The 20,448-nt window shown below is 59.5% G+C and carries 19 protein-coding genes, 3 pseudogenes and 1 riboswitch; of the genes and pseudogenes, 15 read left to right on the forward strand and 7 right to left on the reverse strand.

All coding sequences use genetic code 11. From position 1 onward, the window contains the following. Positions 1–35: 35 nt before the first annotated feature. The 3 genes from AC5STB_RS08860 to AC5STB_RS08870 are packed head-to-tail and all read left to right on the forward strand — an operon-like array spanning position 36 to position 4,821. Positions 36–1,151 (forward strand): DUF4123 domain-containing protein, encoded by a 1,116-nt coding sequence (locus tag AC5STB_RS08860; protein WP_495442565.1) that lies wholly within the window; start codon positions 36–38, stop codon positions 1,149–1,151. Then, positions 1,148–3,889: a toxin VasX gene (locus AC5STB_RS08865; RefSeq protein ID WP_495442566.1), complete on the forward strand. Its 2,742-nt coding sequence runs from the start codon at positions 1,148–1,150 to the stop codon at positions 3,887–3,889. Before AC5STB_RS08860 ends, AC5STB_RS08865 begins: the two co-directional genes overlap by 4 nt. Then, complete coding sequence (locus AC5STB_RS08870) at positions 3,889–4,821, forward strand: hypothetical protein (RefSeq protein WP_495442567.1); 933 nt, start codon at positions 3,889–3,891, stop codon at positions 4,819–4,821. The genes AC5STB_RS08865 and AC5STB_RS08870 overlap by 1 nt, the downstream gene beginning before the upstream one ends. Positions 4,822–5,013: 192 nt before the next feature. On the opposite strand, the pseudogene AC5STB_RS08875 reads toward AC5STB_RS08870, so the two are convergent. Further along, positions 5,014–5,800: pseudogene (locus tag AC5STB_RS08875) on the reverse strand (IS5 family transposase). 185 nt (positions 5,801–5,985) lie between these two features. Here AC5STB_RS08875 and AC5STB_RS08880 point away from each other — a divergent pair. Further along, a pseudogene (locus AC5STB_RS08880) lies at positions 5,986–6,285 on the forward strand (transposase); the annotation flags it as partial. A 292-nt stretch (positions 6,286–6,577) separates the two neighbouring features. Here AC5STB_RS08880 and AC5STB_RS08885 read toward each other — a convergent pair. After that, positions 6,578–7,471: an AraC family transcriptional regulator N-terminal domain-containing protein gene (locus AC5STB_RS08885; protein WP_495442568.1), complete on the reverse strand. Its 894-nt coding sequence runs from the start codon at positions 7,469–7,471 to the stop codon at positions 6,578–6,580. A 200-nt stretch (positions 7,472–7,671) separates the two neighbouring features. Between AC5STB_RS08885 and AC5STB_RS08890 the strand changes: the two genes are divergently transcribed. The 10 genes from AC5STB_RS08890 (at position 7,672) to AC5STB_RS08935 (ending at position 16,602) form a co-directional block, all read left to right on the forward strand. Next, positions 7,672–8,511, forward strand: coding sequence for an SDR family NAD(P)-dependent oxidoreductase (locus tag AC5STB_RS08890; RefSeq protein ID WP_495442569.1), 840 nt, complete (start codon positions 7,672–7,674; stop codon positions 8,509–8,511). 35 nt (positions 8,512–8,546) lie between these two features. Beyond that, positions 8,547–9,008 (forward strand): (2Fe-2S)-binding protein, encoded by a 462-nt coding sequence (locus AC5STB_RS08895; protein ID WP_495442570.1) that lies wholly within the window; start codon positions 8,547–8,549, stop codon positions 9,006–9,008. A gap of 1 nt (position 9,009) precedes the next feature. Then, positions 9,010–11,187 (forward strand): xanthine dehydrogenase family protein molybdopterin-binding subunit, encoded by a 2,178-nt coding sequence (locus tag AC5STB_RS08900; RefSeq protein ID WP_495442571.1) that lies wholly within the window; start codon positions 9,010–9,012, stop codon positions 11,185–11,187. 289 nt (positions 11,188–11,476) lie between these two features. Continuing rightward, entirely contained in the window at positions 11,477–11,713 is a 237-nt protein-coding gene (locus AC5STB_RS08905; protein WP_495442572.1) for a hypothetical protein, read from the forward strand. A gap of 20 nt (positions 11,714–11,733) precedes the next feature. Continuing rightward, positions 11,734–12,717: a DUF8426 domain-containing protein gene (locus AC5STB_RS08910; RefSeq protein WP_495442573.1), complete on the forward strand. Its 984-nt coding sequence runs from the start codon at positions 11,734–11,736 to the stop codon at positions 12,715–12,717. A gap of 117 nt (positions 12,718–12,834) precedes the next feature. After that, positions 12,835–13,048, forward strand: a riboswitch (cobalamin riboswitch). Positions 13,049–13,191: 143 nt separating this feature from the next. Further along, positions 13,192–13,977 (forward strand): DUF4198 domain-containing protein, encoded by a 786-nt coding sequence (locus AC5STB_RS08915; protein WP_495442574.1) that lies wholly within the window; start codon positions 13,192–13,194, stop codon positions 13,975–13,977. 10 nt (positions 13,978–13,987) lie between these two features. After that, on the forward strand, positions 13,988–14,605 hold the full coding sequence (cbiM, locus tag AC5STB_RS08920) for a cobalt transporter CbiM (protein WP_495442575.1): 618 nt from the start codon (positions 13,988–13,990) through the stop codon (positions 14,603–14,605). Next, positions 14,602–15,180, forward strand: a complete 579-nt coding sequence (locus AC5STB_RS08925) for a NikL family nickel/cobalt ECF transporter subunit (RefSeq protein ID WP_495442576.1) — start codon at positions 14,602–14,604, stop codon at positions 15,178–15,180. Before cbiM ends, AC5STB_RS08925 begins: the two co-directional genes overlap by 4 nt. Beyond that, positions 15,177–15,965 carry a cobalt ECF transporter T component CbiQ gene (gene cbiQ / locus AC5STB_RS08930; RefSeq protein ID WP_495442577.1) on the forward strand — a complete coding sequence of 263 codons (789 nt, stop codon included), beginning with the start codon at positions 15,177–15,179 and terminating at the stop codon, positions 15,963–15,965. The genes AC5STB_RS08925 and cbiQ overlap by 4 nt, the downstream gene beginning before the upstream one ends. Continuing rightward, complete coding sequence (locus AC5STB_RS08935; RefSeq protein ID WP_495442578.1) at positions 15,952–16,602, forward strand: energy-coupling factor ABC transporter ATP-binding protein; 651 nt, start codon at positions 15,952–15,954, stop codon at positions 16,600–16,602. The genes cbiQ and AC5STB_RS08935 overlap by 14 nt, the downstream gene beginning before the upstream one ends. A gap of 292 nt (positions 16,603–16,894) precedes the next feature. Here AC5STB_RS08935 and AC5STB_RS08940 read toward each other — a convergent pair. The 4 genes and pseudogenes from AC5STB_RS08940 to AC5STB_RS08955 form a co-directional block, all read right to left on the reverse strand. Next, positions 16,895–16,996: pseudogene (locus tag AC5STB_RS08940) on the reverse strand (transposase); the annotation flags it as partial. 171 nt (positions 16,997–17,167) lie between these two features. Then, positions 17,168–17,833 carry an acyl-homoserine-lactone synthase gene (locus AC5STB_RS08945; protein ID WP_495442579.1) on the reverse strand — a complete coding sequence of 222 codons (666 nt, stop codon included), beginning with the start codon at positions 17,831–17,833 and terminating at the stop codon, positions 17,168–17,170. Positions 17,834–17,894: 61 nt separating this feature from the next. Beyond that, entirely contained in the window at positions 17,895–18,512 is a 618-nt protein-coding gene (locus AC5STB_RS08950) for a helix-turn-helix transcriptional regulator (protein WP_495442580.1), read from the reverse strand. A 213-nt stretch (positions 18,513–18,725) separates the two neighbouring features. Next, positions 18,726–19,070: a helix-turn-helix domain-containing protein gene (locus AC5STB_RS08955; protein WP_495442581.1), complete on the reverse strand. Its 345-nt coding sequence runs from the start codon at positions 19,068–19,070 to the stop codon at positions 18,726–18,728. Positions 19,071–19,305: 235 nt separating this feature from the next. Here AC5STB_RS08955 and AC5STB_RS08960 point away from each other — a divergent pair, with 235 nt between their 5' ends. Further along, positions 19,306–19,608, forward strand: coding sequence for a hypothetical protein (locus tag AC5STB_RS08960; protein ID WP_495442582.1), 303 nt, complete (start codon positions 19,306–19,308; stop codon positions 19,606–19,608). Between the two features lie 102 nt (positions 19,609–19,710). Here AC5STB_RS08960 and AC5STB_RS08965 read toward each other — a convergent pair whose 3' ends face one another. Next, positions 19,711–20,334, reverse strand: coding sequence for a TetR family transcriptional regulator C-terminal domain-containing protein (locus tag AC5STB_RS08965; RefSeq protein ID WP_495442583.1), 624 nt, complete (start codon positions 20,332–20,334; stop codon positions 19,711–19,713). Positions 20,335–20,448: the final 114 nt, after the last annotated feature.

The raw sequence follows: 20,448 nt of genomic DNA on the forward strand, positions 1-20,448 counted from the left end.
GCTGATGCCTCGATGATCAGACTTGGAAACCCGCGATGAACGAACCGCTAAAGCACCCGGACCTTCCGGCAGAAGACGACTACTGGCTGGGCATCGATGCCGCGGGCACAGCCTCCGCGGATCAAAGGCCTTACCTCCATATCGAGGGCATCCCGGGGGTCGCGCCTCTGGATGCTCAATTTGGAGCCTGGCCTCTCAAAACCGTGCCGGATGCCCTGCTTGAACCGCTGTTCGGCCAGCCGGAAGCCGGTCCAGCCGGGGCCGGCGGCAGCGGCGACGCCGATGAACCGGCGCTGTTGAAGACCTATGCTCTGATCGACGCCGCCAAACTGCACGCCGGGTTCGACGAGATCCAGACCTGCGGGCTGCCGTTCCGCTGCCTGTTCCAGGGCGAGGCCGCGGAGGAGCTGAAAGACGCCGCCCCTTATCTGGTCGAACTTGCCCCCGATGCCCGCTTCACCCGTGCCCTGTTCACCCATATCCCCGACGCCCCGGCCCATCTGTCCACCCTGCACCTGTGGCACAGGAACCCCGGCATCTTCCTCCGCTCCAGCGCGGATTTTGACGCGGTTTGGAAACACTTCAGGAAGTTCACCCGCATCCGCGACGAAAACGGAAAATGGTTCCTCTTCAGGTTCTGGGAACCAATGGCATTGCTGGGATACCTGCAGGCAAATACGTCGGATGCCCACGTGCTTGGCAGGTTCATGACAATTTCGGATGCTCCGCTCTCAATTCTATGTGTTGAGAGGGGCGTTACCAAACGTGTGACGGCACCGAGAATACCTGCCGCAGACCCCGCTCTGCCGGCAAGCGTGTTCTCCAATGCAGATCGGGCAGCCATTGCATCTGTCCGCTGGAGAAAGTTTCAGGAAAACCTCATTTTGCATTTGTGCCAAGCCTACCCCAAGAAAGCTCAAGAGGCAGGCAACGAACTGCTTTCAGGTTGGAGCGACGAGGGCCGGTCAATGGGATTCCGGATCGAAAAAGCCAACTTCAATTTTGTCGTGGCCAGGATGCACTGCGGCGGGCGGGCAGACGGCATCCGAGACTTAATAAGCAAAATTCCGAAATGGTCCGTGCTGAGCGAACTGGACCGATCGCGTGAGCTTTTGAAAACACTAGAATTAACGCCCGAGGCACCTGAATGAGCACCTCACCTGCCCCGCTTTCTGAGACACGCAACGCTGATGAAATTGAGAGCCCCTGCGATGAGAACATCAGACCGATTTTTCCTGTACGCCATGCACTGACGGAAGGCGCTCTCTTCAATATCACACGGGATGGTTACACCCCGGGCAACCCGAAGAGCATCGGCGCCTCGCCCGACCATGAATTGCGCCGGATCCGGCAAGGTTACATATACATCTATGCGCGCAACGGGCATCCCGACAATCTTAGTTCGGACAGTGACGGCACCTGGCTGGTTTTTCGCTATGTCAGCCGCCCGGATCTGGATGACAGTTCCAGCCATACCCGCACGGACGTCAGCAGCCCAAACGGACGCTATCAGTTCTACAAGCTTGAATGGACGGGCGGCGGAGCCGACGGGCAATGGGAAGTCAAAGACACCCGCCGCTATCCCTACGCCTTTGTGAACAAGCAGGTCTCAGAGATCGAAATCGCCTATAGCGAGGAGCGGTGGCCGGGACATCTGTTCCTGATGGCGCAGCTGGATTCTTCCGTGCGCAGCCAGTTGATGACACCTGTGAACGTGATCCAGGAAAGCACGGAGCACTCAGCCCCGCTGGCACAGATTTCTGCCAAGGTTGCGGAGTTCAATTCCGCAGCCGAGGCAAATCCGCCAGGAAACGCGATACGCTACACCGCCTTTCAGCCAGAAGCCGAAAGCCAGGTTGTTTTTTGCCAGAACAGCCGGGAAAACGGGCGCCTGCTGGCCGTTCAAGACCACCTGGGCGAGCTGATGGATATTCAGGCCGCGCATCTGGCCAAGTCGCACAGCCTGAAAACCTTCAGCGCGGAATACCAGTACCCCCTGATGATCGGCAAAGGGGTCAAGAACCTTTGGGAGCACATCGACCACGCCGGCGGCACCTGGGACTTTCTCGACTTTAACGGCACCCCGCTCAGCGAGGATTACCTGGGCGCTTATGACGCGATCGAGGTGCGGCAGCAGGTCCTAAATGCTGAAATCAGTGCCTTGGTCCGCAGCTACTGGTCCGTCAGCACGCGCACCGGCCCCGGAACGGTTCTGGCAGAGATCAAAGCCAGCATGGACGGGCTGGAGAAAGTCAGCGGCGAGGCTGAGGCGCGGCGGGTGGACTATGTGTTCTTTCTGCTCAGCAAGGCGTTTCAGACAATCGGAACATCCGCCTATGGCTCCGCGTCGATGGCCGCGATGCTGGGTGGTACCGCATCGGATAAGTCCAAGGAGTGGTTTGCGATCTTCAAAACGGCCATAGAGACCGCTGCAAAGAGCGCTCCGGATCTTTTGCAGAAGTACCGCACCCATATGAACATCACCTTTGCCGTCACCTCCAAGGAGCTGGCGATGGCCTGGGTGCAAAGCCCGGCCGGGCTGATCCATAAGGCACAGATCGAAAAAATTCTGGGCGTGCAGGAAATCACGGTTCCGGTCTCGCCGAACAACATCGACGATGCACTGCGGGAAACCTTTGACCGGGCAGGGTTGACGGGGCAGCGGCCGCAATCGGCATCATTTGACCCTGACACGCTGTCTGCAGCAATGGATGGCGGCACGCCGCGTCCGGCCCAAGTGATCGGGGTGCCCTATTATGAAATCACCGGCACCGGCACCCTGACCGCACAGGGCCAGGCGATGAGCGAATTCTACCGGATGGGCGAGCAGGCCGCAAATGGCGGGGCGCTTCTGCTGTCCTTCTACGCTGCCTTCCAGACACTGAAGAACTGGGACAATATACGCCACAGCTTTACCACCGTAGGGGCGGTCGCACGCGACCCGCGGGTGCAGATTGCCTCTGCTTTGCTGGATTCGGCATCAGCCATCAGGGGGCTGCAAGGAGTACCTGGCGCTGCGCAGTTTACACAAGGGGTCAGCTCTCAGGTCTTTTCCCGTATGTTTGCCTCCGGCGCCGACAGGTTCTTCACCCCTTACTCCGCCGCGGCCCAGACCCGGAACGGGATCAACGCCGTCTCCGGCGGACTATCGCAATATGCCACAATCGCCAACTTCGCTGGCGCAGTTGGCGTCGTCCTTGCAGGCTTTCAGGCGTTTGAAGGCTACAAGGCCGATGACATGGCCGCGAGCATCGGCAACTCGCTGGTGGCTGCGGGCGGGCTGGTCATTCTGATAACCGGCGGCAGCGTCGCATTGGCTGCCCCCGGCGCCATCATCGGCGGGCTGATGATCATCGCCGGCACGGTTTCCACCTTCTTTACCGACAGTGATGTGGATTACTGGGTGCGGCATGGGTTCTGGGGGAGATCGAAGAACTACTGGGGAGAACAACGCGAACAAATTGATGAGAGACTCAGTGATGCAAAGCGCCTAGCTGATGGGGCAGAACCTCAAAGAACTGCCTTTGAACAAGAACTTAAAGACTACAAAGACCTCACCGGCACCCTGAAAATCAAGAATGAAACCGAAGGTGATTTACGCTTTGAAATCATCTGCCCAGCGGTGGACAGCGTTGCGGATCTGAACCGCCTGCATGCAACGGTGCGCAAAATCACCCCGGGGTTTGGCATGGGCGGCGGGGGCTTCAGCGGCCCTATTGTCCCGGCAACCAAACATTTCATCAACCCGGGGCTTGTGCATCTGGTGCTAAATGCTCCCCCTGTTTCCGAACTGGATAGAATGTCTGATCTGCGTGTGGACGCAACTTATCCTAAACTTACCGGCGGGGAGTTCTCCGACCGCCTCACTATCAAGGCCTGGAAGCTCTAATGTCTCTTTTCCGCCGTCTCGAAACACTAGGGGAGCAGGATGCTCCAACCTCCATGCAGGGGCTGTATCTGCCCGGCCTGCGCTATTCTCTGCGCATGGTGGATGAGGACACATTGGAAGTCACCCGCATGGATGATGGTATCATCCGCGCCATCATGTGGGGGATGTTCTGGCTGACGGCGTATTTTGTGGTGCAGTCCTGGTGGGAGCAGAATCCGCTGTGGGACAATGTGCGCTTTCTTTTCGATTCCGAAGGGCTGCTGAGAGCTCAATATGATCGAGCATTGGAAAGAGGATTACAAAGGCCCCCATTTCACCAGTGGTATGCTGGCATGATGGAAATGCACGGCAGCCGCTGGATAGGCGGCCTGATCTTCCTCTCCCTGCCGACCTTCTTCTTCTATTGCGCCTTCGTCTGGCCGCGCTACCGGCCGCTGCGGTTCAACCGCAAGCATGGCATCGCCTATACTTGGTCCTGGGGCCGTTTTTTCCTGACCAAGATCGGTTACGACACCCGCGACCTGGACATGGCCCTGCGCGGCACCTCCATCGACCCATTTGAAAACATGCGCAACCCGCAACTGATGGGCTTTGGCCCGCTGGTGATCCGCCTGCGCCACCACCGCCGCCAAAGCTGGAAGGAACGCTGGGCGCTTGGCGTCTTCCCGCCCAGCCACGAGGGTCAGAACAGCCAGATCGCCTATGCGATCAGCGATTTCCTGACCAGCCACAACCGGCCTGACTGGTGCGATGCTCTGGAACAGCAGCCACCCTACAGCTGGTTCGACCGGTTTTTAATGGGGGCCTTCAACCTGTCATTGCTGCCCACCTGGTGGCCGCGGCGCACAGAGCGGCTGATCCAGGCCTTCCTTGACCGCGACGCCGCCGAACGCGAAGCCCTGCGCCGCAAGGCCAACGGAATGGATGAGTGAGGGGAGCGGTGGAGCAGAAAACTGCTTGTGCCTCGCTATGACCATAACCACATCGCAGTCGAGAGGCGATACCAAGGTCCGGAGGGGGCGTATACAGATGCTCCCCTTATTCCATGGGATTACTCCCCGTGTCGACATCCCTCTGTCCACAAGAGCTTTGCAATGCCTGGCAAGCTGCAGCCCGAGCTTAGGTCATGTTGACAAATGGCGGATCCAGAGGCGGATCGAAGTGATATCTATGAAGCCGAGGAAGCTTTCGGCTGTCTTGTCATAGCGGGTCGCCACACGCCGGGCATTCTTCAATTTGTTGAAGCATATCTCGACTAGGTTTCTCAGCCGATAGAGAGGCCGATCCACGCCAATGCGCTTTTTTCGGGACTTTCGCATGGGGATCACTGGTTGAATGCTCCGGCTGTGCATTTCGGTGCGAATGCTGTCGGCATCGTAACCTTGCCGGCCAGCAGCACGAATGGTTCCGGCAGGTTGTCGTCCATGACGAGATCAAAGCCGAGATAGTCCGATGTCTGGCCGGGCGTGATGTCAGTTCTCATCGGCAGACCGGCGGCATTGACGAGGAGGTGGATCTTGGTCGTGAAGCCGCCTTTTGAGCGGCCAAAACCCTGTCGCGGAGTCCCCCTTTTGCGCCCGATGCCTGATGATGGGCACGAACCACAGTGCTGTCGGCCATTTGAAGGGCGTCAGGAACCATCCTGCCCCCGGTCAGAGCCTCCAGGATCTGTTCCCAGAGCCTTGCCAAGGTCCAACGCCGGAACTGTCGATAGACACTCGACCATTTCCCGAACTCCTCAGGTAGGTCTCGCCAAGGGGCGCCTGTGCGTGCAATCCAGAAAACGCCGTGAAGAACAAGGCGGTGGTTGGTCGGTTTGCGCCCGTTCGCGGCACGGACCGAAAGGATGAACCGTTCAAAGAACGCCCACTCCTCGTCCGACATCAGGTCTCGTGCCAAGCTGGTCTCCATCGCAGACCCCAGCTTGATGATGTGGACGCCCCTGCCACAGAGACTTGAGACAGATACGCTCAGGTCGACAATTCGCGGCAGAAAAGGAGCGGCCATTATGAAGATCACAACGATAGGGCTTGACCTGGCCAAGAGCGTTTTCCAGGCGCATAGCATAGATGAGAACAGCAAGACGGTTTTGGTGACAGTTCGCTGCCTGGCTCGGTCCCACACCTCAGCAGCACTCGACCGGCGGCAAAACCCGGCTCGGCGGCATCTCGAAGCAGGGCGGCCGATATCTACCAAGATTGCTGGTGGTCGGCGCAACTGCCGTGATGCGCCATGCGAAGAGGACACCGCCACCGATGACTGATCGGGTCAATAGCCTGCTGGAGAAAAAGCCATTCCGGCTTGTCTCTGTCGCGTTGGCCAACAAGCTCGCCCGCATGGCCTGGGCGATCCTGACGAGAGGAGACACCTGCCGGCCATACGGGTTGCCCGCCTGAAAGGCATGCAGCCCAAACCCGAATTGGCAATGGCAGTCGATGATGCGCAGCGACCGAGCCAATGGCGAGGAAAACACGTCTGATTCAATGCGCTTCGCAAACGCGCCAGCTTGATCAGGGACCTCACCGGCGGATTTCCATCAAGGCCAGCGGAACAGCACACCGCACAAACAGGCCGGACATATGAAAGCAACCGATCAACGCAACACGACGAAATCAGCCCTTGCCACAGGGGGCGTCCACATATGAATCACGCCCAGCACCCGATGTGAATCCCTTTTGTCAACACGGCCTAGTCGGCTGCCGACAATGAGGGCGATTTCTCGTGCCGCGGCGGAACCCCGAATTTCCGTGCATATTCACGGCTGAACTGGGTCGGGCTTTCATAGCCGACGTCATAGGCCGCCGAGGCCACCGATTTGCCGCCGCCCAATAACAGGCGCCGCGCCTCCAGCAGGCGCAGTTCCTTCTGGTATTGCAGCGGCGTGGTGGAGGTGAGCGACTTGAAATGCTCGTGGAAGGTCGACTGGCTCATCCCCGCCGCCGCGGCCAGCTCCGCCACGGCAATCGGCACCTTGTAGCCTTCGCGGATCAGCGCAATCGACTTGGAAATCCGGCTGGCCGGGCTTTCGTGCAGCAGCAGTTGCCGCAGCATGCCGCCATGCTGGGCCCGCAGCAGCCGGAAGTGGATCTCTTTCAGAACCAGCGGCGCCAGCGCCTGCACCTCGACAGGGTCCTGCGACAGCCGGAACAGCCGCGCCACCGCATCAATAAGCGCCGCATCGCTGTCGGCCACGCTCATCGAGTGGACACCGTGCTGCTGCTCCTCCGCCGCGCCGATCTCGTCATAGAGGCTGCGCGCGGTGGCCAAATCCAGCCGCAGCGCCAGCGACACATAGGGTTTTCCTGGCGTGGCGTCGATCACCCCGGCGTTTGCAGGCAGCGCATGGCTGACAATCAGCGACATGCCCGCGCCATAGCGGATCACCCTGTCCTCCAGATGCGCCTCCTTGGCGCCCTGCAGCACTAGGCACATGATCGGCTCAAAGAACATCGCTTCAAACTGGGTCCGGTCTTCGCGGCAGAACGCATACAGCCCGCCGACACCGGTTTCACAGCCGGTCGCGGAACCGCCCCTTTCACGGACAAAGGCTGCAACGTCCTCAATCAGATCCTGCGGCACCATGGGCGCTCCTCCTCTTTGCCCTGACTATAGGCGGGCAGCCGCGGCGGCAGAACCGGAAATCCCGGCATCCCGGAGGATCAGGCAGATCATCCGGAGGATCGGGCAAGGCAATTCGCCCGCCTCGTCCTACCTTTGCTGCAATCAATACGGCCAAAGCCGCAACGAACTCTCGCGGCGCGGCAATTCAGGGAGGACAGCATATGTACAAGGACGCAGTTGCAGCAGGCGGCCTGGCGGTGGTGACCGGCGGTGCCAGCGGGGTTGGTTTCGCGGCAGCCGAACGCTTTGCCCAGGCCGGACTGGGGGTGGTGCTGGCCGACCTGCCGGGGGAGGCGCTGGACCAGGCAGAGGAACAGTTGCGCAGCCAATTGAATACCAGCGCGCCGGTGCTGGCGATTCCTACAGACGTCAGCAAGGCCGAGGACCTCGCGGCCTTGGCCGATGCGGCCTTTGCCACCGGCGAGGTGGCGGTGCTGATGAACAACGCAGGCATTGCCCTCCCGACTGGCAGCTGGGAAGCGCCCGAAGCCTGGCGCGCGATGATCGGGGCGAACCTGTTTGGCGTACTGAACGGCGTGCAGGCCTTCCTGCCCCGGATGATCGCCGCCGCCCGCCCGGCGGTTGTCATTAACACCGGCTCGAAACAGGGCATCACCACGCCACCGGGCAACCCGGGCTACAACGTCTCCAAGGCCGGCGTGAAGGTGCTGACAGAGATGCTGGCCCATGACCTGCGCCAGGCAGAGGCGCCGGTCAGCGCGCATCTGTTTGTCCCCGGCTTCACCTATACCGGCATGGTCGCCCGCCACCTTCCGGAGAAGCCCGCCTCTGCCTGGACCTCCGAGCAGACCGTGGATCATCTGCTGACGCGCATGGCGGCGGGCGATTTCTACATTATTTGCCCGGACAACGAAGTGACGCCGGCCCGTGACCGGCGCCGGGTTGCCTGGGCCCTGGGCGATATCCTGGAAAACCGCCCGGCCCTGTCGCGCTGGCATCCCGATTACGCCGATGCCTTTGCAGACTTCGAAAAATCCTGAACCTGACATTACAGCCAAGGGGAGGCCCCATAGCCATGGCACTATCACTGAAACTCAACGGCCAGACGCATCAGATCGAGGCCGAACCCGGAACCCCGCTCCTGTGGGTGATCCGGGATGAACTCAAACTGACCGGCACCAAGTTCGGCTGCGGCGTGGCCGCCTGCGGCGCTTGCACCGTGCATCTGGACGGTCAGCCGGTGCGCGCCTGCCAGACCTATGTCGAGGACGCGGAAGGCGCCGAGATCAGAACCATCGAGGGCTTGAACTCCAAGGTTTCCAAAGCTGTGCAGGGCGCCTGGATCGAACTGGACGTGGTGCAGTGCGGCTACTGCCAGTCGGGCCAGATCATGTCCGCCGTGGGCCTCTTGAGCGAAAACCCGAAGCCGACGGTGGAAGAGATCGACGATTACATGAACGGCAACGCCTGCCGCTGCGCCACCTACCAGCGCATCCGCGCCGCGATCCAGCGCGCATCTGAAATGATGGAGGCCTGATATGACCCTGAACACCTCCCGCCGCGGGTTTCTGAAATCCGCTGCCGCCGCTGCTGCCGTCCTTTACATCGGCGTCCGCCCGAACGGCGCTCTGGCGGCCGGCCCCGCACCGGCGCAGCTGAACCCCTTTGTGAAGATCAGCGCAGACGGCACCGTCACCGCCATCGTCAAGCATTTCGAAAAGGGCCAAGGGCCTGCCACCGGCCTCACCACCCTGATCGCCGAGGAATTGGGTGTTTCGATGCAGGACATCCGGTATGAATTCGCCCCTTCTGATCCCGCGCGCTATGCCAACTTGGCGTTCGGCCAGATGCAGGGCACCGGCGGCTCCACCGCGATGGCCAATTCCTTCATGCAGTACCGCCAGGCCGGGGCGGCCGCCCGCGAGATGCTGATCAAGGCCGCGGCCGAGGCCTGGGGCGCAGACGCCGGTGCGCTGACCCTTGAAGACGGCCTCATCAAGGGCGCAGGCCAGGAGGTGCCGATTGCGGAGTTCGTGGGTGCCGCCGCCCAGATGGAAGCCCCGGCAGAGCCGCGGCTGAAGGATCCCAGAGAGTTCCGTTTGATCGGCAACGCGTCGGTCAAGCGCAAGGACTCCCTGCCCAAGACCAATGGCACCGCGATGTATGCGATGGACCTGCATCTGCCGAACCAGATGGTCGCCGTCATCATCCGCAGTCCGCGGATGGGCGGGCTGGCCAATGGGTTTGACGACACCGCCGCCAAGGGGGGCAAAGGCTACATCCGCGCGGCCGTGCTGCCCAACAAGGCGGGTGTTGCGGTCTACGCCGAGGACACCTGGGGCGCGTTCCAGGCCCGCGAAGCGATCACCGTGGACTGGGATTTCTCGGGCGCCGAAAGCCGCAGCTCTGACCAGATTCGCGAGGAGCTGCTGGCCGCGGTGAACAGTGACCCGGAGTACAACGTGACCGGCACCGACCAGGCCGCCACCGCGGCGCAGATCGAGGGGGCCGCGAAGGTGGTGGAGCAGACCTTCTACTTCCCGCTGCTGGCGCATGCGCCGATGGAGCCGCTGACCTGCACCATCGAGGCCGATGAGGACGGCGGCGTCACCCTGCACGACGGCTGCCAGTTCCCCACCGGCCCGCACATGGCACTGGCGCAGATCTTCCAGCTGCCGATGGAGAAGATCCGCATCAGCACGATGTTTGCCGGCGGTTCCTTCGGCCGCCGCGCCACGCCAACAGCGGATTACCAGGTGGAAGCAGCGCTCGCCTTTGCCCTGACCGACCGCAGCCGCCCGGTAAAACTGGTTTGGTCGCGCGAGGATGACATCACCGGCGGCTATTACCGCCCTGCTGTGGCGCACCGGGTGCGCGTGGGTCTGGACGCGGATGGCAACATCACCGGCTGGGACCACCGCATCGCCGCGCAGTCGATTATGAAGGGCACCGCGTTTGAAGCGTTTTCGGTGCATGACGGCGTCGACCACAGCTCGGTCGAGGGGGTGGCGGACAGCCCCTACCGGATCCCGGGGCAGTTCGTCGGCCTCAGCGACGTGGCCAAGGCGACCTCCGTCCTGTGGTGGCGCTCGGTCGGGCACACCCACACGGCCTATGTGATGGAGGTGATGATGGATGAGGCCGCCCGTGCCGCAGGCCGCGACCCGGTCGAGTTCCGCCTGGCCCTGCTGGAGGGCGGCCGCGGCGATCAGCAGCGTCTGGCGGGCGTGCTGAAACTGGCCGCCGAGAAGGGCAACTGGGGCAGCGCGCCGGAGGGCCGCAGCCAGGGCATTGCCGTCCACAAGAGCTTTGGCAGCTATGTGGCCGAGCTGGTGGAGATCTCCGGAAATGCCGATGACGGGGTGAAAATCGAGAAGGTCACCTGCGCGGTGGACTGCGGCATCGCGGTCAACCCGGATGTGATCAAGGCGCAGATGGAGGGCGGCATCGGCTATGGCCTGGGCCATGTGATGCGCAACGAGATCACCCTGACCGGAGGCGAAGTGGACCAGTTCAACTTCCCTGACTACGAGCCGCTGCGGATCGGTGATATCGGGGCCATCGAGGTTCATATCGTGCCCTCCGCCGAGATGCCCACGGGGGTGGGCGAGCCCGGCACCCCGCCCTCGGCCCCGGCGCTGGCCAATGCCATCGCAGTCAACGGCCAGCGGGTGACGGCGCTGCCGATGAACCTGAACGGCGTCAGCTTTGCCTGAACCACAGCCTGCACCAGACGGCATTCAGTCCGGTGCAGGCAATCTGACCAGGACGGCTTCCTGCTGTATCCGTTCAAACTGTTCATCTGGCACCGTCAATTTATACCCGGCGCTCAGTTCCCGGGAAGTGCCGCAAACGTTGTGTCAGGTGCATATTAGGCATTGCCGGCCTCACTACAGACTGTGGTTTAACAAGTCTTGTCTTGCAGGCGAAAGGTCCGCTTTCGCATGTCGGAGGGGTGTCTCCCGCAGGTGCGGCGAGCCGGTGCCAGAGGATCGCGACGATCTGATGGCCGTCTACCAAGGACTGCTCGCCGCGGGACGGATCGAGTTCGTCACGTTTCACCAGTCGACGGCTTATGAAGAGTTCGTCGAGGGACGACAGCCGATGACCGGCTCGGACGATGACGAGGACGCATCCACGAGCGGCTTCCGGTTGGAAACCGTGCCGGGGATTTCCGCCGGATCGCGAAACGCGCGGAGACCAGCCGTGGGCATTCATCTGCCGAGGCCTCAATACGCATAGAAGGCCGCCAAGTTTTCAAGATGTCGATTGGCGGGGCGAACAACCCCGAAGACGCGCATCTTTTCGAAGAAGCCGTAAAGGGCGGTTATACGCTTCTTGGCTTCGACGATATTGACTGGTCTGACGAGAAATTCACGAGCCGCGAGGCCATCATCGGAGCCTGCAAGGTCCAGGGCGACCAAAACGCAAAAGCAGATGCTCGGTCGGGCATGGTACAAAATCCGTTCATTTTCCGGAATTGGGTTCGAGAAGGTGACATTGTCATCGTGTGGAAAGGCAATGGCCTGTTTCGGGCAATCGGGGTGTTTACAGGTGGCTACGAATTTGCCCCTCGCCCCGAAGGCGGATATGCCCATCGCTGCGCCGTCCGTTGGCTTTGGATCGACCGCGAAGGGGTTCCTGGCGGCGAAATTTACTCCCGTCGTTTCTCGATGAAATCGATCTACCTGCTCTATGGTGCAGAACTGAACGTGCCGGCCCTCGAACGCTACATGAACAGCCAACAAAATGAGGGTTCGTCGGAACCTGAGTCGTTCGTACTAATCATCGACGAGATCAACCGCGCGAACATTTCCAAGGTTTTCGGCGAGCTGATCACGCTCTTGGAAACAGACAAGCGGCTTGGACGGCCGAACCAGCTCAAGGTGCGCCTGCCCTATTCTGGGGACGAATTCGGTGTTCCGTCAAACCTGCATATCGTCGGCACGATGAACAGGGCAGACCGCTCCATCGCCCTGCTTAACACGGTACTTTCGCTGCCCAAGCGATTCCGAGTGCGTGACCTCATCGACGTCAGTGATGCTGATCGCTTTGGCCTTGCCGAAATTGATTGGGGTTTCGGGGTAGAGGTCTTCGACCATGCTCAGGGATGTATTGCTGTCGCACTTCGAAAGGCCGGAGACCAAATACTTGCCCCCTGGCCAAGCAACCGCAATGAACCCACTCAGCGCCACCGTTCCGATCCAGGCAAACAAAGGGCCCCCACCCAGGCCTGTCCGCTTTGAGCGCAGGAAGATGTAAGCTGGCAAAAACAGGAAAACCCAAAGCAGCAGGCCGTTGACAGCCTCCTTGCGGGCGAGCAAACAGAAGGAGAAACGCTTGACACAGAAAATCCGCTTTGCCATTCAGCAGCAGTGACCGGTTCCGCGAGTGTTTCAATGCGCAGCGGAAGAAATAGGGAACACGGTGCGGCGTACCCAAAAGGGACCAAATCCGTGACTGCCCCCGCAACTGTGAGCGGTGAGTGACGCTGAAAACGCCACTGGGACACCCCCGGGAAGGCCAGCCGAACCAGGACCCGCGAGTCAGGAGACCTGCCGGACACAAGGGCTGAGGAACCGCTTGCGGTGTTTCAACTCTTTTCCACCGGACGCCGGGGTGCGCGTCTGGCGCGTGTGCCGTTCAGGCTATCCCGTGCCATTACTCCCCGTTGTTCATTCCTGATTGCAGGTGAGCCTGCATCGTCGAATGAGGACGATATGAAACTGAACTATCTGGCCGCAGCTCTGGCCGTTTCCCTGCCGGCCGCCGCGTCGGCGCACTTCCAGCTGAACTACACCGAGAAAGCGCTGATTGAGAAGCCCGGCGATGTGCCGATTGGCCTGGTGTTCTGGCACCCGATGGCAAATGGTCATGCGATGGACATGGGCAAGCCGGAAGAATTCTTCATGGTTCACAAGGGCGAGAAGACCGATCTGACGGACCGCCTGGAGCCCGCAACCTTCAAAGGCGCTGAGAACGAAGCTTCGGCCTATAAGGCGTCCGTTCCGGTCAAACGCTCCGGCGACTATGTCGTCGTGACTGTGCCTTCGCCGTACTACGAGGAAAGCGAAGATATCTACATCCAGCAAATCTCCAAGGTCGTGCTGAACCGCAACACACTGCCCACCGATTGGGATCAGCCCGTTGGCCTGGCCACCGAGATCCTGCCGTTGAACAAGCCCTACAACGTCATCGTCGGCTCCACCTTCTCCGGCCAGGTTCTGGCAGATGGCAAGCCGGTTCCCGGTGCCGAGATTGAAATCGAGTTCATGGCGGCGGAGCCCGATCTCGAGAAATTCTCCACCACCAGCCCAACCGTGGGCGAGATGCCTGGCGGTGCGATTGTGGCCATCGCTGACCAGAACGGCGTGTTCTCCTTCGGCATTCCGAAAGCAGGCTACTGGGGTTTTGCCGCTCTGGGGTCCGGCCCGGTGACCGAGCACGACGGCAAGGAACTCAGCCAGGATGCCGTGCTTTGGATTCACGCTGCAGAGCTGAAGTGAAAGTAGACCGATGCATATCGTAGACGGCGCACTGTCAAACCCGGTTGTGATCGGCGGCGCGGTTGCCGCCGCCGGCGGTATTGCCATGGGTCTGCGCAACCTGCCGTTGGAGCGTATTCCGGCGGCGGGGGTTCTTTCGGCCAGTTTCTTTGTGGCCTCGCTGATCCATGTCCCGATCGGGCCCAGCTCGGTTCACCTGATTCTGAACGGGCTGGCGGGGCTGGTGCTGGGATGGGCTGCCTTCCCGGCGCTGTTTGTCGGGCTGCTGCTGCAGGCGGTCTTCTTTGGCTTCGGCGGGCTGACCGTTTTGGGTGTGAACGCGGTGAATATTGCTTTGCCTGCGGTTCTTGTCGGGTTGGCCTTCCGCCCGCTTGTGGCGCGCGGCTCGCCGCTGCAAGGAGCGATCTGGGGCGGTATCGGAGGCGGCGCTGCAATTGCGACCACAACATTGGCCGTTGCCGCTTCGCTAATGCTGTCCGGCGATGAGTTCCTTCTGGCTGCCAAGCTGGTGTTTTTCTCCCATATCCCAGTGATGGTAATCGAAGCGCTGTTGTCCGGCGCGGCCATTTTCCTGGCCCGGCGGGTGAAACCTGAGCTGTTCATTGACACAAAGGGAAGCCTGGCATGATCCGGTCCTGTATTCTGATCCTTGCGCTTCTTGCTCCGCTGCCGGCGCTGGCCCACAATGTGATTTCCTCCGTGTTCCCGTCTGGTACAGACATTGAAGGCGAAGTTGGGTTCTCCAACGGGGAAATGGCTGTGGATCTGCCGATCGTAGTTTTTGATGAAAACGGCAGCAAGCTGGGTGAGACCGTAACCGACGCTGACGGATTCTTTCTGTTCACACCGTCAGAGCCTGTGAAACATATTTTCCGCGGTGATCTGGGTGCAGGCCACGTCGCCGAAGTGGTCATGGAAGCAGCGGATGTCGCGCGGATCCTTGGGCAAAGCCCCGGCGAGGCAGCAGCCGCGACGGGGACTGCACCGGCCTTTCCGGCAGGCACTGCGGGTATTTCTGATCAAACCCGCGCGGAACTTGCTACCATGATGCGAAATGAACTGCGTCCGCTCCGGCAGGAGCTGTCAGCGTTTAAGAACAAGTCGGACTTTCAGTCTGTCCTTGGCGGCATCGGGTATATCTGCGGCCTTTTCGGGTTGGGTTTTTACATCGCCGCGCGGCGCAGGATCGGCGGCAGCGCATGACCTATGTCCTGACTGGCGATGAAAAACCGTTCAGCGGGTTCGGCGCATTCCGCACCAAGGTTACCACGCTGGATCCGCGTATGCGCATCGTGATGACCGCGGTCTATGCCGTAGTGGTGGTTTCCCTCAGCAATCTGTGGGTTCTGACGGGCGCGCTTGGCCTGTCGGCGTGGCTTTTGGCTTTCTCCGGCCTGCCGCCCCGTAAGACTCTGAAACGGATGGCGATGATGGACAGCTTCATCATCTTCATGCTGGTGCTGCTGCCGTTTACAATACCCGGCACTCCAGTCTTCTCCGTCTGGGGGTTGGAGGCGAGCTGGGAAGGCCTTCGGCGCGCGGCCGAGATCGCCCTGACTGCAAATGCTGTCATTCTTGCGGTCATGACGCTGGTCGGGTCCATGGAACCGGTGACGATGGGGCACGCACTGTTTGCCCTCAAGACGCCGGAACGGCTGGTGCATCTGATGATGTTCACTATCCGGTACATCGACGTCTTGCGTGAGGAATACCAGCGCCTGAGCACTTCGATGAAGCTGCGCGGTTTCCGTCCCGGCACCAACTGGCATACCTACCGCAGCTACGGCTATCTGGTTGGCATGATGCTAGTGCGCGCCATTGAACGGTCGGAACGCATTCTGGCGGCGATGAAATGCCGGGGGTTCTCTGGCCGCATCATCCTGCTGGAAGACTTCCGCTTAGGCAGGGCCGACCTGCTGTTTGCCGCGGCCCTTACCGCCGCCCTTGCCGCCCTGATCTGGGCTGAGGCCATCTATGCAGCTTCTTGACCTGAACAACATCCACTTTGCCTATCCAGGGCTTGAGCCAGTGCTTGAAGGGGCGTCGATGCAGCTCAACGCGGGAGAACGTTTGTCGATCGTCGGCCCCAACGGCGCCGGGAAATCGACGCTTCTGAAAATCATCATGGGGTTACTTGCCCCCACCAGCGGCACCGTCACCGCCTTTGGTCAGCTCTGCACCGAGGAAGCGGACTTTCACGAGGTGCGCCGTCGCATCGGCTTTGTCTTTCAGGATGCCGACGATCAGCTCTTTTGTCCGACAGTTGCCGAGGACGTGGCTTTCGGACCTCTCAACCTTGGAAAGACGAAACAGGAGGCCCTCGCCATTGTCGATAGCGTGCTGGACCGCCTGAGGCTGGCCCATCTGCGTGACCGGGTTACACACAAACTATCGGGCGGTGAGAAGCGGCTGGTTACGCTGGCCACGGTTCTGGCAATGGAACCGGAAGTGCTCATACTTGATGAGCCGACCAACGCGCTGGACCCTGAAAATTACGCACGTTTGGCGGAGATTTTGAAAGAGCTTGACCAGGCGGTTTTATTGGTCAGCCATGATCCTGAGTTCCGTGAACAGATTGCTCCGGCAGGGTATCACCTGATGGAGCGGACACTCACAAGGGTATAGGGGGGGGCTGGACAGGTCTTTAGTGCGTCCGCTTCCTGCGCTACTATGCCGCCAGTCTTGGTTAGCTGCGCTGTAAGTGCGATCAATATCCGCAAGGTCTCGAAACCTGGTTAATAGATGCCAGTTTCATGCTGCGCCCGCGACGAGCGGCAGCTTTTGGTCGCGGTGGCGCGGCGAAAGTCGTAGCCTCGCCTGATGACAGGAATGGGTTTGCAAAAGGGAATTTTCTGCGCACAGCTGAAGTATCATGTAAAACTTCAGACTTGATCTGACGGACGCCTCAGCTTTTCGCGCTGATCCCGGCTTTGCGGCAAACCTTGGCCACGGATGTGACGTCCTCCGCCTGCTTGATGATGAATCCCTTCTGCGTGTCCGTGAAATTTGATGCCTCTATACGTTTCCGCTCCTTTCCCAGCCGGGGATACTCTGCGGGGAACTCTAACCAAGATCGGGGGCATTCCCCTGGATCACATTATCAATAGCGGTGGGCCAAGTCAGGTGGCGGAACCACCTGACCAAGCCAAGCACTGAGAAACTGCACAAGCCTCTGAGGCAGCTCCGTTCTCTACGCAGCCCCTTGAAGTTGAACCGGCGAAACAGGAATTGACTGAGGTGATGTATAGTGAGCAGCCAGATCCTGGTTCACCTCGGGATTGCAGGTCATCAGAAAAGGCCGGTACTCACGTCCATCGTCCTCGCAAATGTAGCGGGCGGCTTCTTTACGGACTTTGTAGCCGAACCGTTTCAATAAGAGCCCAAGGCCGCGAGGCGACAGGGACATCAATTCAGATGCTCCGAAGTCGTAAGCTGCCATGCATAAGCCTGCGACGACAAGCTTGGTTTCGATCGAGGGCTGTGCTGCATCCGCACGGGTTTCGTCCATTACAAACCGCGTGCACTCCCAGGTCCGGTTTGTCTCAGGATACTCGCTGAGCAAGCCTCCCGGAATACCCTGGATTTTGCCGTCCCTGGCGTCCTTAAGCATGTAGCTCCAGTATCCGTCGCTGTCGCCGCAAGACGCAGCGCGGGCTCCGGCAATGATCCGGCTGCCTCTTGTGACAATGGAATATACTGCTCCCGGCCGGTCGTATTGATCCCGCTCGAAGGTTCCATCGTGATGCAACCCCCAGCCGAGTTCGTCCACCAGCTTTTGTTTGCGAAGCGCGAGGAAGCCCTGGTACTCCGCTTTGAAGGCGGACCGCTGTTCGAATGAAAAGATATGTAATTGCATGGCGCTCTCCTTGTTGCAGCGCCATGTTGAAACGGCATAGGCCGTTGGGAATCTTCAACCTTCAGATTAGTTGGAATTTTATCACTTGTGATATAAGTTGTGCACTAGTTTTCGCTTCAAGCGCTTGCAAGGCAGTTCTTCGTCTTGCCCGTACTGTTTCCAGCTTAACTCCCAAGCGGTCCGCGATTTCCTGATCCTTGCACCCGCCGCACATCAGGCGAAGGACATCTTTTACCGGCTCTGTCAGCGTAATTGGATTCGACGGCTCGTACTCCAGCGCGTGGAGCGCGTGCAGGGCGGTCCGGGCGATCCGCAGGTCCTCGCTGCTCCACTCAGGGCCGGAGCAGCTCAAAACCGAGACGAGCCCGTCAGCGCTGATCGCCAGAGTATTCCCCTGGTGCAGCCCAAAGTTCACGGCATCGTCGAAAAATACTCTCGACGATGGGAAGAGGCGTTCAAGTTCCTTCCAAGTTGCGTGCCCCGTGCTGCTCAGTCCGAACTGGATTGTGGGATCTATCAGGAGGTACCCCTGATCGACATATCGGTCTATCCACTGCTGGCTGTAAGTGCTGTGAACAAAGACAGGCTCCACGCCATCGAAGCCTATCCCAATGGAATAGCCGCTTTCCGACAATTGATCCAATGACCTTAAAAGAACGCCACGAATATCACTTCTCATATTGTGAACCACACGCATAGTATGCAAGTTGTCTTGAATATACCGTTATGCGTGAATGTCACAAATGATAATTTTCAACGGGAGGGGGAAATGATGAGGGGGGAAATTACGGCCTCTACTCTTGAGGCGCTCTTATATACTGTCGTCACAGCCAATCGGGAAAGGCCGAGCCAGGGAACTCGCTTGTTTAACGTAATCGTTGAGAGGATAGAGCTAGCGCGCGCGGGCGCTGTTGATAAGCCGGCTAACTAGCTTTGCGTCGTCCTCTGCAAGATCCACTGCCTTGGTTAGAATACTAGGATCAACTGTGTCTGGCTCTTCGGAGAAAAGATATGCCATGTCGATGCTGGCAACTTCACAAATCCGCATGATGCGAACCACGGTAGGGTTGAAGCGCCCGTTCAGCACTTTACTGACGTATTCTGCGTTGTTGCCTGCGGCTTCAGAGACCTCGCCATAGTCGAGGCTGCGAATGTCCAGCGCCTGGCGCAACCGCTGCCTCCAACGCTCAGTCATCACTTTATTCGGGGAATGCGGGTTTGGATCTTGTTCAGTCATGAATGCATAATACAAGGAATTATCAGTTCAGCAATTCGAATTATAATTCTAAATTTGCCGACTGTTCCGAACTGCTCTAAGTGGGGTAGATGTATATGTCTATAGGCTGCGACCTCATGTTCACTAGCAGGAGAGCTTTGCGCCGATCACGCCGTGCCGCTGCATCGGTGTCAGCACAACAGGGGGTCATCGTGGCAACCCAGCCAACTTGTAATTTGACAGGAGTGTTCTTTTAATGAGTGCCAATACCGATAGCCTCCGAAATACGCAGTTAGCGCGGATACAAGCCGTGATCGCCGCTGCCAAAGACTACGCCGAAGCGCGCGAGGCATTCGCAGTTGCCTCAAAGCGCCTGGAGCGGTCGCGCCGCCAGAACTTGACTATCCCGGGCCACTGCACGGATGAACTCGATGAAATCGCGGATTCTGTGGGAAGAGTGCAAGCGCGGGTTGCAGATCTTGTCACTGAACTAGTGGCTGACGGTTCCTTGGGCGTGTTGGGCGTGCTTTTGGCTTCGAAAGGCGCAAGGGCTAACTAAACTGTGTTATGTCTCGTACGGACTAAGGGCGCCATGCCGGAACTTTAACTGTGCTGGTTCTCTTAACAGGCCGCGTCGAGCCCCGACTTCTTCAGCGGCCTGTTAAACCTTAAGCAGCTTCTTATACATCTCCATCAGGAATACTTCAGCTTCTGCATAGCGGTCCTCTGCCTTGGCTGGAGCAATTTCCTCAATCTGAACATCGAAGTCGGCATAGTGCTGTGTGGTGGCCCAGATCGAAAAGAGAAGGTGATGCGGGTCAACAGGCGCGATCTTTCCGTCGCGCATCCAGTCTTCAAGCATCATGATCTTGGCATTGTACAGGTCTTTCAGCGGACCGAAGATCTCACTGCGGTTCTGTGGTAAACCGCTCAGAAGTTCATTGGCGAAGAACTTGCTTTCCTTGGAAAAACTCCGCGAAACCTCCAGCTTGCGCCGGATGTACTCGCAGATTTCGTCAATGGGTTCGCCATGCGGGCTGAGCATACTTAGGGGGGCCATCCACAGCTGCAGCGTGCGGCTCAAAAGCTCCCGCCGGATCGCATCCTTGCTCTCGAAGTAATAAAGCAGGTTGGGTGTGGTCAGTCCGGCGGTCTTGGCGATCATGTTGATCGATGCACCGGACGAGCCGTGCCGGGCAAAAACCTCCAACGCGGCGGCCATGATCTGTTCCGTTTTCTGACGCTGTATCTTGGTCTTCGGTTTCTCTGATGCCATGCGCGCCATGCGGAATCCGCCATTTCATATCAATCTGAATCGGCGCTGTCTTGGCACAACTCGTGGGGGAAGGCCAGCGGGCGGGGCGTGCGGTCCGGTTCGGAAGGCGCCGCGGGCGGCAGG

The organism is Leisingera sp. CC-HEC093 (genome assembly GCF_059429195.1).

Coding starts and splice junctions, on each gene's coding strand:
- AC5STB_RS08890 (WP_495442569.1), top strand. CDS start 7,672: ATGTACAAGGACGCAGTTGCAGCAGGCGGCCTGGCGGTGGTGACCGGC.
- AC5STB_RS08965 (WP_495442583.1), bottom strand. CDS start 20,334: ATGGCGCGCATGGCATCAGAGAAACCGAAGACCAAGATACAGCGTCAG.
- AC5STB_RS08945 (WP_495442579.1), bottom strand. CDS start 17,833: ATGCAATTACATATCTTTTCATTCGAACAGCGGTCCGCCTTCAAAGCG.
- AC5STB_RS08865 (WP_495442566.1), top strand. CDS start 1,148: ATGAGCACCTCACCTGCCCCGCTTTCTGAGACACGCAACGCTGATGAA.
- AC5STB_RS08885 (WP_495442568.1), bottom strand. CDS start 7,471: ATGGTGCCGCAGGATCTGATTGAGGACGTTGCAGCCTTTGTCCGTGAA.
- AC5STB_RS08915 (WP_495442574.1), top strand. CDS start 13,192: ATGAAACTGAACTATCTGGCCGCAGCTCTGGCCGTTTCCCTGCCGGCC.
- cbiQ (WP_495442577.1), top strand. CDS start 15,177: ATGACCTATGTCCTGACTGGCGATGAAAAACCGTTCAGCGGGTTCGGC.
- cbiM (WP_495442575.1), top strand. CDS start 13,988: ATGCATATCGTAGACGGCGCACTGTCAAACCCGGTTGTGATCGGCGGC.
- AC5STB_RS08895 (WP_495442570.1), top strand. CDS start 8,547: ATGGCACTATCACTGAAACTCAACGGCCAGACGCATCAGATCGAGGCC.
- AC5STB_RS08935 (WP_495442578.1), top strand. CDS start 15,952: ATGCAGCTTCTTGACCTGAACAACATCCACTTTGCCTATCCAGGGCTT.
- AC5STB_RS08870 (WP_495442567.1), top strand. CDS start 3,889: ATGTCTCTTTTCCGCCGTCTCGAAACACTAGGGGAGCAGGATGCTCCA.
- AC5STB_RS08960 (WP_495442582.1), top strand. CDS start 19,306: ATGAGTGCCAATACCGATAGCCTCCGAAATACGCAGTTAGCGCGGATA.
- AC5STB_RS08925 (WP_495442576.1), top strand. CDS start 14,602: ATGATCCGGTCCTGTATTCTGATCCTTGCGCTTCTTGCTCCGCTGCCG.
- AC5STB_RS08950 (WP_495442580.1), bottom strand. CDS start 18,512: ATGAGAAGTGATATTCGTGGCGTTCTTTTAAGGTCATTGGATCAATTG.
- AC5STB_RS08955 (WP_495442581.1), bottom strand. CDS start 19,070: ATGACTGAACAAGATCCAAACCCGCATTCCCCGAATAAAGTGATGACT.
- AC5STB_RS08900 (WP_495442571.1), top strand. CDS start 9,010: ATGACCCTGAACACCTCCCGCCGCGGGTTTCTGAAATCCGCTGCCGCC.
- AC5STB_RS08910 (WP_495442573.1), top strand. CDS start 11,734: ATGTCGATTGGCGGGGCGAACAACCCCGAAGACGCGCATCTTTTCGAA.
- AC5STB_RS08905 (WP_495442572.1), top strand. CDS start 11,477: ATGGCCGTCTACCAAGGACTGCTCGCCGCGGGACGGATCGAGTTCGTC.
- AC5STB_RS08860 (WP_495442565.1), top strand. CDS start 36: ATGAACGAACCGCTAAAGCACCCGGACCTTCCGGCAGAAGACGACTAC.